The sequence below is a fragment of the Sphingomonas sp. LH128 genome (genome assembly GCF_000293195.2).
GTDB classification, from domain to species: Bacteria; Pseudomonadota; Alphaproteobacteria; order Sphingomonadales; family Sphingomonadaceae; genus Novosphingobium; species Novosphingobium resinovorum_A.
In genome coordinates this window covers 1-11712 of record NZ_ALVC01000027.1, presented here as the reverse complement: position 1 = coordinate 11712, position 11712 = coordinate 1, and the positions used below count along the sequence as shown (strand labels likewise).

The 11712-nt window shown below is 60.0% G+C and carries 15 protein-coding genes and 1 pseudogene; 6 read left to right on the top strand and 10 right to left on the bottom strand.

The window, feature by feature from the left end; all coding sequences use genetic code 11:
- Positions 1–154: 154 nt before the first annotated feature.
- The gene (locus LH128_RS02860) at positions 155–370 is read right to left on the bottom strand and encodes a hypothetical protein (protein ID WP_008828070.1); all 216 of its coding nucleotides are present in this window, start codon (positions 368–370) and stop codon (positions 155–157) included.
- Positions 371–711: 341 nt separating this feature from the next.
- Between LH128_RS02860 and LH128_RS02855 the strand changes: the two genes are divergently transcribed.
- Together LH128_RS02855 and LH128_RS02850 are read left to right on the top strand one after the other, a co-directional pair.
- Positions 712–1080, top strand: coding sequence for a PRC-barrel domain-containing protein (locus tag LH128_RS02855; RefSeq protein ID WP_008828069.1), 369 nt, complete (start codon positions 712–714; stop codon positions 1078–1080).
- A gap of 257 nt (positions 1081–1337) precedes the next feature.
- Positions 1338–1634: a hypothetical protein gene (locus LH128_RS02850; protein ID WP_008828068.1), complete on the top strand. Its 297-nt coding sequence runs from the start codon at positions 1338–1340 to the stop codon at positions 1632–1634.
- A gap of 263 nt (positions 1635–1897) precedes the next feature.
- Here LH128_RS02850 and LH128_RS02845 read toward each other — a convergent pair.
- The 4 genes and pseudogenes from LH128_RS02845 to LH128_RS02830 all read right to left on the bottom strand — a co-directional run bounded on the left by LH128_RS02845 (position 1898) and on the right by LH128_RS02830 (position 3953).
- Positions 1898–2306 (bottom strand): annotated as a pseudogene (locus LH128_RS02845) (low affinity iron permease family protein).
- 43 nt (positions 2307–2349) lie between these two features.
- Positions 2350–3006, bottom strand: coding sequence for a DUF6766 family protein (locus tag LH128_RS02840; RefSeq protein ID WP_008828066.1), 657 nt, complete (start codon positions 3004–3006; stop codon positions 2350–2352).
- A 65-nt stretch (positions 3007–3071) separates the two neighbouring features.
- Entirely contained in the window at positions 3072–3722 is a 651-nt protein-coding gene (locus tag LH128_RS02835) for a cysteine hydrolase family protein (protein ID WP_327195042.1), read from the bottom strand.
- A gap of 45 nt (positions 3723–3767) precedes the next feature.
- Entirely contained in the window at positions 3768–3953 is a 186-nt protein-coding gene (locus tag LH128_RS02830) for a DUF3606 domain-containing protein (protein ID WP_008828064.1), read from the bottom strand.
- A gap of 220 nt (positions 3954–4173) precedes the next feature.
- Between LH128_RS02830 and LH128_RS02825 the strand changes: the two genes are divergently transcribed.
- Both LH128_RS02825 and LH128_RS02820 read left to right on the top strand, forming a co-directional pair.
- Positions 4174–4599, top strand: a complete 426-nt coding sequence (locus LH128_RS02825; RefSeq protein WP_008828063.1) for a glycine zipper 2TM domain-containing protein — start codon at positions 4174–4176, stop codon at positions 4597–4599.
- Positions 4600–5911: 1312 nt separating this feature from the next.
- Complete coding sequence (locus LH128_RS02820) at positions 5912–6817, top strand: GGDEF domain-containing protein (RefSeq protein ID WP_008828062.1); 906 nt, start codon at positions 5912–5914, stop codon at positions 6815–6817.
- 218 nt (positions 6818–7035) lie between these two features.
- Here the strand turns inward: LH128_RS02820 and LH128_RS02815 are convergent, their stop codons facing one another.
- The 4 genes from LH128_RS02815 to LH128_RS02800 form a co-directional block, all read right to left on the bottom strand.
- On the bottom strand, positions 7036–7449 hold the full coding sequence (locus LH128_RS02815; protein WP_172704909.1) for a DUF4168 domain-containing protein: 414 nt from the start codon (positions 7447–7449) through the stop codon (positions 7036–7038).
- 126 nt (positions 7450–7575) lie between these two features.
- Positions 7576–7881, bottom strand: a complete 306-nt coding sequence (locus LH128_RS02810; protein WP_008828060.1) for a hypothetical protein — start codon at positions 7879–7881, stop codon at positions 7576–7578.
- A gap of 95 nt (positions 7882–7976) precedes the next feature.
- Positions 7977–8150, bottom strand: coding sequence for a hypothetical protein (locus tag LH128_RS33070; protein WP_172704908.1), 174 nt, complete (start codon positions 8148–8150; stop codon positions 7977–7979).
- 333 nt (positions 8151–8483) lie between these two features.
- On the bottom strand, positions 8484–8891 hold the full coding sequence (locus LH128_RS02800; RefSeq protein ID WP_008828058.1) for a MarR family winged helix-turn-helix transcriptional regulator: 408 nt from the start codon (positions 8889–8891) through the stop codon (positions 8484–8486).
- Positions 8892–8968: 77 nt separating this feature from the next.
- Here LH128_RS02800 and LH128_RS02795 point away from each other — a divergent pair, with 77 nt between their 5' ends.
- Positions 8969–10732 (top strand): chloride channel protein, encoded by a 1764-nt coding sequence (locus LH128_RS02795; RefSeq protein WP_008828057.1) that lies wholly within the window; start codon positions 8969–8971, stop codon positions 10730–10732.
- Positions 10733–10813: 81 nt separating this feature from the next.
- Complete coding sequence (locus tag LH128_RS02790; RefSeq protein ID WP_008828056.1) at positions 10814–11104, top strand: hypothetical protein; 291 nt, start codon at positions 10814–10816, stop codon at positions 11102–11104.
- A 425-nt stretch (positions 11105–11529) separates the two neighbouring features.
- Here the strand turns inward: LH128_RS02790 and LH128_RS02785 are convergent.
- Positions 11530–11712 (bottom strand): IS66 family transposase (locus LH128_RS02785; protein ID WP_008828055.1); only part of this gene is annotated, 183 nt, incomplete at its 5' end.

The window sequence follows — 11712 nt, the reverse complement described above, 5'->3', positions numbered from 1 at the left end:
ATACATCGAGGATCTTCCCTCGATTCGCGCGATCGCCTTTTCGATACCGCTCGCCAGTTGCTGCAATCATGTCGTCGCGCGTCATCATGCTGACCCTCCTCATTTGTCTGCTCCACAATCAATATCTTCGGGAGCATTCTTGATGAGGCAACGACTATGCCTTGGGGAACAATTCTATTGAGGCAATGCGCCGGCCATCGTAGTTGTCGCCGCGCATATCGAGGCACTGGCGTACATCATTCTCGCGGATGGAATGAACATCGATGAAAATAGTACATAACGCCAGGCAAAGCGAGGCCTTCGGCGATGCCGTAGTGACGATCTCGAGATTTCGCTCCGCATCTTGCGACTGCGCGTCATATTCCCACATCGCTGTTGTCTCCGATCCTCTCTCGCATTTCTGCCGTTGTGGTGCGCAAGGCCTTGCAGCTTAGGCCGTTTGATCATGAGCGCAACGTCGGGAAGTACGCTACCCTACGGCATCATCCCGGCCGAAATTCGGACTACCGCGAAGGGTCGGGATACCGCGCCTCCCATTTCTCAGAACGATGGGGAGAAAATCCCCTTTTGCAGTGAGATCATTTGCCTTCGATCGGACGCAACCCCCGCGCGGCTCATCGACAAAATCCGCTGTGGCGGGACAGCCGGGCACCAGGACGTGGGCGCAGGTGTTGTCGCTCGAGATACCGCCTTCCTCGAAAGGAACAAATCATGACCGACAACCGCATTGCCACCGACGAGACGAACCGCCTGATCGCCTCGAACAAGGTCGAAGGAACAGCTGTATACAACCGGGATAACGAGAAGTTAGGATCGATCTATAATTTTATGGTCGACAAGCGATCGGGGAAGGCTGAATACGCCGTCCTCCAGTTTGGCGGCCTCTTCGGTTTGGGCAGCGATTATTACCCGCTGCCCTGGGACGTGCTCACCTATGAGGCGAACCAAGGGGGGTACGTTGTCGATCTCGACAAGTCCCTCCTCGAAAAGGCCCCTCGCTACTCAAGCGACAAAGAACCGGCGTTCGATGACGACTACGGCCGGGAGGTTTATGGCTATTACGGTGTCAATTATCCGTAACCAACGACGCTGGCGGGCGGCGACATGACCCGCCGTCCGGCCGGGCCCTAGTTGCATGAGCGGGCAGGGCAGAGGTCATACGCTCGCCGGATGAATCAGGCGATTTTGAGTGGGGGCACGATCCGGGTGTGCGGACCAGGGATAGGCCACTGCGACACGGAGTGAGCGACCCAGCACGGGAAATCCCGGCGGCGGGTCTCGAAGGCATTTCAACTGGCCCTGATTCAATGTGATCGGGGCGCACAAGGAGCAACGCAATGCCTCGCGGAGACAAATCGAGTTACACCGACAAGCAGGAGCGCAAGGCCGGGCACATCGAGGAAGGCTACGAAAAGCGCGGCGTTTCGAAGGACGAAGCCGAGAGCCGGGCTTGGGCGACGGTCAATAAGGACTCCGGCGGGGGGAAGAAATCAGGTTCCGGCCGTGGTAGGGCGGAGAGTCACGAAAGTTCGCGCAAGGGCGGCCGTAAGGGAGGCTCTAGCCAGAACGCCGAGACGCGCTCCGCAGCTGCGAAAAAGGGCTGGGAAACACGCCGCCGCAAGGGAAATGGATGAGAGCGTTTTTTCCTCCCGCACCAGCTGACGGTCCGGGCCGACTGATCTTCCCAGTCGGTAATGCCTATGAGCAAGAGCTTTGCAAGCTGGCCCCTATTCCCCGACCATGGCTTTGAAACAGATGTCGTAGGTGCCTTGCGCATTGGCGCTCGGGGCCGACGTGGCAGGAGACTCGGCGCGCTGCCAGGGACCATGTCCGGGCGCCTCCCGTAACCAGCGCCTTTCCAGCATAAACGACGACGCGGTTTAGTCCTTGGCCCCGTTTAGTACCGAGAGAGTAAACACTCGACGGTAGGCGCGGCCGTCTTCTGCTTTCCGTCTTCATTCTTGATATCCTCCTCCAGCGCCTCGCGGATCTTGGCGATCTGCGCGTCAGTCAGATGCTCGATCCCGACGAATTCGACGCGCGCCTTGTCCAGCACACGGATTATCTCGTCGAGTTTGGCCTGCATCGCCGCGCCGTCGCGGTTCTGACTGTTCTGGATCAGAAAGACAGCAAGAAAGGTGAGCACGGTGGTGGCGGTATTCACGATAAGTTGCCAGGTATCGGAATAATGGAGGGGGGACCGCTGATCGCCCAAATGATGATCAGCAGAGTCGATAGAATGAAGGCGAGCGGCTGACCCATGAGTGTGCGCATTTGGTGGCGATATTGGTGAAGATGCGGTCCATCTTGATCTCCGTCCTGCATTAACGACTTTTCGCATACGCCGGGCTAAGTTCCGGTCTTGGAATGGGGTGCGGCCACCGGCTTCGATTCAGGCGACTCGCGCTGACGCAGGAATATGGAAAGCACCACCAACACGGCCGTGGACAGAAATTCGCTCTGCCAGTTCTGGAAGGATTCGAACCACAGCTGCGCATCGCCAAGGTACGTGATTAGGCTGGTCGGGGGCTCCCCGTGCTCAATCGCCTCCTCAGCGGCGGCACGAGCACTTTGTATCCAATGCATCGCGAAAGAGGCGACAAAGAGTAGCCCCAGGGCGAGCCCCAGCGATCGCGCATAGACTGCCCGCCAGATTGTCCCTTTCTTCATAATCCCAGGTGCTCCAGCCTTGCCGACCTGCTCCTCGAGGTTTGCGTCACGCAGCGGCGCTTCGGGATCCTTCGATTCCGCCGAGCCGCGCTGAAACAGCACCGCCGTGAGGACCACATAGGCAGACATCTGGAGGAACTCGCTTTCCCAGTTCTCGAAGACCGAGGAAAGGAATTGTGCACTGAGAGCATAAGCGGATAGCGAAAGGATTGGCTGGCCGTGGCGCTGCGCATCTTCGATGGCGACGTGCCAACCGCTGAGCAACTGCCCCAAGATGCTTAGCAGGAAAAGCGCCATCAAGGCGATCGTGAGACCGTTATCGCGTAGGAAACGCATCAGGACCCTCTCGAATATTATTCTGCGCTAGCAACGCGCGAGAAACAAATGGGTTCTGATCCGCCTTAATCGGCGAGGCCGGTGAGCCACTGATCTGGGGTAAGCTTTGTCGTCGGGCTTGTCTCAGCGCCCATACTCCGAGCCATGATGTCCAGCGCCCAATGGCTTCGCTCGTCGCTTTCTGCGGCGACGGCATCTTCGGGAATCCACAGGGCATAGTCACGCATGTGAGCGTCCGCCGCAGTAAACAGAACGCAAATATCCGTTGCGATGCCGGTCAGAATCAACCGGCTGACGCCGAGCTTGGGGAGAAGGACAGGCAGGTTAGTGGCATAAAAGCCGGAAAACTGCGGCTTGATGATGAAGAAGTCGTCATCGCCCGGTTTCAAAAGAGCGGTGACGGGATTTTCCTGCTCCAGCGCCCGATCGACGAGCCTGGCACGCTCGGAATGCCATTCCCCAAAATTGTCATTCGCGTAGATAACGGGCCATCTCTGCTGCGCGACACTTTCCTTGAGTCTGCAGATGGCCTGCGCGGCCGAGGCGGCCTTGGGCTTGAGGATTTCCGCCTCTGCGAAATCGAAGCAGTTGACCATGTCGATGATCAACAGGGCGGCGCGATGATCCTTCTGATCTTGGCTTGGGGTCCGAGGGGGGCGATCATCCGCCATGATCATGCCGACACGGGAAACGCGGACAATGGCGTGAAGCGCCACCAGGGCTCAGGCGGGGAGTGCGCTGGAACCGCCATACGCGCATTCTCAGCCCTTCAACTTTGCCGCAGCCGCATTCAGCTTGTCACGATTGTTCCCGATCTTATTGATGAGATCCTGGGCCTGGTCGCGGCTAATGCCATGTTTGCCGGCGAAATAGCTGACTTCGTAGCCCTCGCCACCAGCCACGGTACGCCTGTCGCCGCCACCACGCTTCGCTTTGTCGTCGGCCATGTCCTCACCTTTCTCTTCCGGTTTGTACGCTATCTGGAATTCCGAACCGGCGCACTTGTTCCTGATCGATCGCGCCGCGTTGCTGCGGTGGCGGGGGAACGCTCTAGCCTCGACTCTTCTGATGTCAGGCACGATCCGTCCCTAACGCCGAAACGTTAAGCAGGGGCGATGATTAGCCCCTGCGGATCGCTATAAATTGCGAAAAATAAGGAGTTTAAGGATGAAGTACCTAGCAGGCATTCTTGGCACACTTGCCGCGAGCATGACCGTCGCATCGATGCCGGCAGAAGCGCAGCGCTACAATGATCGCGCTCATCCGCGCAATGAAACGAGCCGCAATCACCGGGTCGACAGCCGGCACGAATGGCGCGGTGATAGCGGCAAGAATTGGGATCCAGTGCAAAGCTATCACAGTGGCAACTACAAGGATCGGCGCCTGAGCCGTAACGATCGCATCTATCGGGGCCGGGACGGGCGCGCCTACTGTCGGCGTTCGGACGGAACCACCGGCCTGGTCATTGGCGCCTTGGGCGGAGCTGCACTTGCCAAGCTCGTCGGTGGCAACACGCTCGGTACGCTGGCGGGCGGTGCGGGCGGAGGTCTCATAGGCCGTCAGATCGATCGCGGTGACGTGAAGTGCCGCTGACAACGCCAAGACGTTGAGGCGCTACGTCAAGGGAGGACCGGAAAGTCCAAATTTTCGGTCCCTACCTACGATGGGGAAATTTCGATCATGATTAGGATCAAGGATGAGGACAGACCCTTTTTTGTCATCTCGGAAGAGGAGTTAGCCGCAGTTTCCAGTGCGGTTCGAAGCGGGTTGCTGCTTACACCGATGGTAATCCGTCGGCAGCCCCGCTCGGGCATCCTTGTCAGGTTCATTTCTCGCGACCAGGCCACACTCGCGGCGCGTCACTTGGCCGGAGCACCGAAATCATCGGTTTCCAATTCGATGCCTCCGGCCATGGCGAGAGGTCTTCGCCCATCGAGTGCCCGAAGAATGGCGGGTAGCCAGGGAGCAGCCATTTAGGCGACTTTGCTCCTCCCAGGTGACATCACGCGTCGCACGTTGTCCATACCGGTAACGACAGCGGATTCGGACTCGTTGCCGAAGCCCGCGTCCTGCATGGCTGATTGGATAACGAATCCGGCATGCATTTGCTACTGGCCCTGCACCCTGTCGTTACCCGTGCCAAGCGCAAATCGGACTTATATCCTGCTCATGAAATCGTTCGGTCCCCAGGCAGTTGGAGCACACGCGCATCCGCCTCCGCAGCCCCGGTCTTCCAGTCGAGTATCTGATTGAAGATAGCGAGTAGCTCCCCTTCATCCTGTGGCCAGCGTCTAACCGGACCAGATGCCAACGCCATCGCAATATCGTTTTCCGTCGTGCGCCTGAGATGATCTTCCCGCTTCAACGTCGCATCTCCCACGAAAAACAGAGCATGGTATTAAATACGCTGCGAATCTTACCGCCGCGAATTACAATCCTGAAATCCGGTGATCGCGCATCCCAAACAAGCATGCAGGCCATCAGCAGACCAGGCAGATGCTCCCCAAAGTCGGCGGTGACTACCATTTCGTTCGTAGGGGCGGAGGTGTTTGCACGATGCATGGGATATCTGCACGTTCAACTATCCGTCGTAATCCATTGTCGAACGTCGCCGCATCGCCAAAGCTCTTCGTGAGGCGGCGAGGTTGGATTTCTTAATAAGTTCGGCCTACGCAGTCATGTCACCGGGTCCAAAGTGGCGTATCCGGGGCATCGAGGGAAAGCGTTCGCACTTTGCCGACCGCGGGACGACGGGCAACCGATCCGCCCGGTCAGCGGTGCCCACGTTTGGCAAACTCGGGTTTTCGCAGGCGTTCGATAGCCGGCGGAACCGCCAGAAAGTGGCGGCGAGGGATCCGGCGCTGGACGCAAGGGGATGACGGGAAACTGATCGAGTAGGACGAACATGAACAGCCATCTACCTGCCGGCCGCCTGGCCGCTCGTCTGGACGCGCTGCCGAGGGGCCGTGCCTGGTTTGCCATTGTTCTCGCGCTTGCCGCTCTGGCGATAGCGGATGATCGGCTTCGGCTTCTCGGTTTAACGCCACTCTACATTCCCCTTGTCTGCGCGGCGTGCTGGACGCTCGGTACACGTGCGGGGTTACTCGTGGCGCTTGTAACTGCGGTCGTCGCCGTCGGGCCGCACCTCAGCGACGAACCCCATCACCCGCTTGCGATTCTCTGTATCCGGGCTGCGGTGCCGATCGCTACCTATCTTTTGGTCGCGGTGATCGTCATCAGCTTCCGTCGATCATTCGATCGCGAACATTATCTCGCGCGACGCGATCGCCTGACCGGCGCGCTCAATAAGCAAGCTTTCCACGAGAGCGCGCATATGTTGCTCAATTCAGGCGCGCGCGGCGGGGACACGCTGGTGCTTGCGATCCTCGATCTCGATGATTTCAAGACATTGAACAACATTCACGGACACGCAACTGGTGACGCAGTGCTGCATGTTCTTGGCAAGAGGGCCTTGGCGATGCTTCGCCCCGAGGACGTGTTCGGCAGAATTGGGGGCGATGAATTCGCTTTCCTTGTCGCCGCCCGCTCCGCCGAGGAAGGCGAGCGCTTCGCCCGCATTTTGCATGAGCGGCTTTCGAGAGCGCTTGGGACCACGCAGCATCCCGTGACTTGCAGCATGGGCGTGCTTCTCGTCCCGCCCCGGTCATTTCGCAGCGCCGCTGAATTGTTGGACGCCGCCGATCAGGCCATGTACCGGGTCAAGCGATCCGGAAAAGACGCTCTTCAGATAGCTCACGTCGGCGCGCAGCTAGGGGTTATCCCACCGCGCCGGCTCGAAGGCGCGAGTTGACGGCATGAATGAAATCGGCCCTCTTGCGAAGGAGCGCAGCGAATTCCCATTGCATGGCAATTAACTATTTATTAATGTTTATTGCCAAATAGTTGATGCCAGAGCAGGAAGCAGTCTTGTTCCACCGCTGGCCCGGCGTGGTCCCCACCGCAAATCGAATTGCCGGGCCAGCACCCGCTTCACCGTTGGTCACACGTCCGCGCAGTTGAGCCTAGGTGTCACGGTGTGCCGGTTCCCTGAATCTTTGCTGCTACCGCCTGGATGCGCTGCTGCAGCGCCGGATCCGCTTGGGCAGCTGAAGCCACCTCGTTGAACCGTTCAGGCGAAAGCCCTTCCTGCTGCACCGCCTGAGCCATCTTCGCCTGCTTGTCGGTATCCGGGGTGGCTTGATCCTGCTGGACGCGCTGCACGGCGAGGGCGGCGCGAACGTACTGCTCCAGTTCGGTGTCGCTGAACGATGTCCCCGATGGCGAGGCAGCGGCCGGCGGAGCCGGTGGTTGCTGTGCAGACGTGGGGGGGACGGCGGCTGCGCCGCCTGCGCCGGGGATATTGGCGTTGGCGTCAGTGTTGCCTGCGACCAGACCGAGCGCGGCCAGGACAACTGCGGGTCCGATTGTCTTGTTCAGCTTCATTTCTATCTCCATCGAAGCGAAGCATGGCCTTTGATGCGCAAGCGGCGAAATCCAACCGTTCAATGGACCCGCAGTGCTCCTTATGGGGTGAGATGATCCCAAAACCGACCAATGCTGACGATGGAGTCAGCCCCGGCCCCTGACATGGGCCCGCGGATCGATGACCGTGATCGCGTCTCGCGAGCTGTTGGCGATAGCGTCCGCCATGCCAAATAGTTCTACTCGGCCGCCGTCATTTACAATGCGACCAGCGACGGTGCCATGGATGATGGCCCGTGATCCCCTTTCCACCGTCAGCGTACCCGCGATCGTGCCATGCAGGATGAATCGGATACCGCTGACCAGCGTCGCATCGCCAGCGATGGTCCCGTACAGGGCGATATCCTCCTCGATTGCAAAGGGTCCCTCGATGCTGTCGTGTATTGCTTTCACACCGTTCCTCCCAGCGGGCGACGATCTGCGTACCGACCCGCAAGAGCACGGTCGGTACGGTTGCCGCTCGCTTCAGTTCTGGTTGGCGGACGCTTTCATCGCTCGTCCATCGCCGCCGCGATCATGAAGCGCCAAGTGCTCGCGGCGTCACCCTTGTGACCATCGGCCAGTTCGAGAGTGCCGACATTGCGGATCACTTCCGCCCCGGCGAGAGCCATGGCGTCAGTAGGTTCCTGGATGGCGTGGAATACCGCGCGCACGTCGCGCATGATTGCATCCTGATGCTGAGGATCCAGTGATTCCCAGTCATCATGCCCGCTCGCGGACTGCGCGAGGGCACGTGCGGCTCGCTCGATGATCGATCCGGTCATACAGCAGAGTATCACTCGATCTTTCAATGGCCAAGCAGGTTCCGGTTACTTTTGCTCGCAGGGCAAAATAGGCCCGTTCGTCGTTGGCAGCCAACGCTGCGTCCCATCGCGTTCGCCATTTCTATCCGCCGCCCTATGACGGCGCCGAGCCTGCCGGAAGACGCGCCGGAAGGTGCACTCCCGGCGGCTGCGGTGGGGTTTCAGGCCGCCGGGAAACCATTCGGCAATCTTTCAGGCGAAACGGTCCAGCATCTGGTTGAGAAGCGGTCGAAGCCGCCTAATCTCGTCCCGGTGGACATGCGAGAGTTCTGCCAGGATCCTCAGGGCCTCGGCGGTCAGGCGCAATTGCGCCCGCCGCTTGTCGACCTCGCCTGCGTGCCGGGTGACAAGACCCAGCTTCTCCAACCGATCGACCAGACCTGTCGCGCTGTGCGGCTTCAATAACAGGCGGCGAGCGATGAAACCTACCGTAGCGTCTGCGGTTGGGGCGGCGCGCAAGGCGAGGAGTGCCTGATGCTGCTGCGGCGTCAGCCCCATCTGCGCTGCCTGATCGTCGCTGAAAGCCTGAAATTTCCGCAGGGTGAAGCGCAGCTCTGCGAGCGCCGCGTAATCGTTGTCGGTCAGCTGAGCGGCTTCCATTTCCATATTGCCTTCATATTGAATTGTATCGCGATGCGATATAATGGCCAGAGTAATTCAACAAAGAGGGATTTCGTATGATTCGGGAAGCCTCCGCTTCCGCCGAGGCCGTCAGGCTGGGCGATCATAGCGCGGACCGGCGTATGGTCATGCTGGCCGCCATGGCGCTGCTCGTCGGCGGCGGCGGTGCAGTGGGGGCATGGATTCTCCTGAAGCTGATCGCGTTGGCGACAAATCTGTTCTGGTTTGGCAGGCTGTCGTTTGCTGAAGCCGATATGGCAGACAACGCCGTCGGCGCGAGTGTGCTCATCATTCCCATCATCGGCAGTCTGATCGTGGGGTTAATGGCCCGCTTCGGATCAGAGAAGATACGCGGGCATGGCATACCGGAGGCGATCGAGACAATCCTGTTCGGTGAAAGCCGACTGTCAATGAAGGTGGCGGTTCTCAAACCCGTGTCGTCCGCGATCTCCATCGGGAGCGGCGGGCCGTTTGGCGCTGAAGGGCCGATCATCATGACAGGAGGCGCGATCGGTTCGCTGTTTGCTCAATGCTTCCACCTGAGCGCTGCGGAGCGCAAGACGTTGCTCGTAGCGGGCGCCGCGGCGGGCATGACCGCCATTTTCGGGACGCCGCTTGCCGCTATATTGCTGGCCATCGAAGTGTTGCTGTTCGAGTGGAAGCCGCGCAGCTTCGTGCCGGTCGTTCTCGCGGTCCTCATGTCTTTCGCATGCCGGCCGCGGCTGATCGGCGACGGGCCGATGTTCGCAGCCGATCTGCCATTGCCGGTCGGATCCTGGTCGCTGGTTTATGCGCTTGGTCTTGGTCTCCTGTTAGGACTGGAAGCAGCGTTGCTGTCAAAAGCATTGTACCGGATCGAGGATGGCTTCCATCGTCTACCACTGCACTGGATGGGGTGGCCCGCGGTCGGCGCGATCGCGGTCGGAATAGGCGCTCTGATCGAACCTCGCGTGCTTGGCGCCGGCTACGGCAACATTCATGCCTTGCTGGGCGACAGCCTCGAAATGAGGGCCATCGTCATCCTGCTGGTGGTAAAGGCCCTTGTCTGGCTGATCGCGCTGGGCTCGGGAACTTCCGGCGGCGTGCTGGCGCCGCTGTTGATCCTCGGCGGGGCGCTGGGTTGCATTGCCGGCCAGTTCCTACTCGGCGATCCGGGCTTTTGGGCGATGATCGGCATGGCCGGTATCATGAGCGGCGCCATGCGCGCGCCCCTGACCGGCGCGCTATTCGCGGCCGAACTGACGGGACAGTTCGCCGCGCTGCCATTCTGTATCGCGGCCGCAGTCGCCGCCTATGCCGTCAGCGTCCTGTTGATGCGCCGCTCGATCCTGACGGAGAAGATCGCCCGGCGTGGGCGCCATATCCTTCAGGAATACAGCGTCGATGCCTTGGACCTGCTGCAGGTCAGGGATTTGATGACCGCCGAGCCAGAGACGCTGGCAGGCGATTGGCCGGTGGGCGAGGTCATTACCTTCTTCGAAAAGGAGGCGCGTCACAGGAGCTATCCTGTCACGGATCAGACCGGGCGCCTGCTTGGCCTGGTCTCTCGTAGCGACGTGCTGCGATGGGAAGTGGAAGGCTGCGATCGCGAGACCCTGCTGGCCGAAAACTTGTCGGACGCGTCGCAGCCGACTGCCTTCCCGGATAGTCCGAGCGGTATCGTTGCCGACCTGATCGTTCAATCCGGCATTGGCCGCATCCCAATTGTGGAGCGTGAGACCCGAAAAGTGGTCGGCATTCTCTCTCGCCAGGATTTGCTTAAGGCCCGCCACAAGGTGCGTGCCGGTGAGACGGAGCGGACTCGGCATATCCGCCAATAGGAAGCGTTGGGGGTTGAATATATATCGCGTAGCGATATATTGGGAGGTGGAGAGGATGCGGGGGTAGACTGCAGGCGATCCATGTATCTCATTGGCAACGTATTTGAGGCTATCGGCCTCGTTTTGGGAAGCCTGCTGGTCGCCGGACTGGGGTGTTGGCTGGCATCACGCCTGGCGATCCGCTTGCACCATCAGCGCTGGGCTGCGCTCCTTATGCTGCTACTGCTGGCGGCCATAGCTCTGAGCGGCCTGACCCACAGCGGGTTTGTCAAGCTGAGCGTCGTGTACGGTCTACTGGGGGCAGCCATCCTGTGGTTTTCAACCCGGAACCACGAGCCGCGCACAAGCCTTTTTGAACGGGACGACAAGTGATGGCACTGCGATGCTGGACCTATCCCGCGCTTCTCGAGACTGTCGGCGCTCGGCGACGGCCAAATAGAGCCGCGCTACGCGTGTTGATCCGGCGTATGCGAAAAGAAGCGTTCCCCGGAATTATCGAGCCGGCACAGCGACGCCGAAAGGTTCGGCAGCTTATCAGCGCACTCGTCGGCAAGTAGGAAGCCCACGTTCAGGTGGGGGGATTGCGACACCGAGGACGATGGCGAAGCTTACCACAAATCCGGGGCTGTTTCTAAACCTGACGACTCTGACGTCGCATGACATTCGGAAATGCAAATATTCATCGCCGCCTGGCGCTTGACTGTAAGCGCGCATTTCGTAGCACGTTGCTTCCGGAGGCAGTGCGGCCATCATAGTTGGCGCTGGACGAGACAGGCCACCGCGACGACGTCGGCAGGTCAGGCGTGTTTTTCGAAGTTGAATGGCAGCAGGTCGTTGATATCGGCGCCGTGAGGTCGCAGGGGCAGTTCAGTGAGAACATGGCGTAGCCACGCGAGAGGCTCAACGCCGCAGGCCCGGCAAGTCAGCATCAGGCTGTAGGTGACGGCGCTCGCCCGTGCGCCGTCCACGGTGTCGCAGAA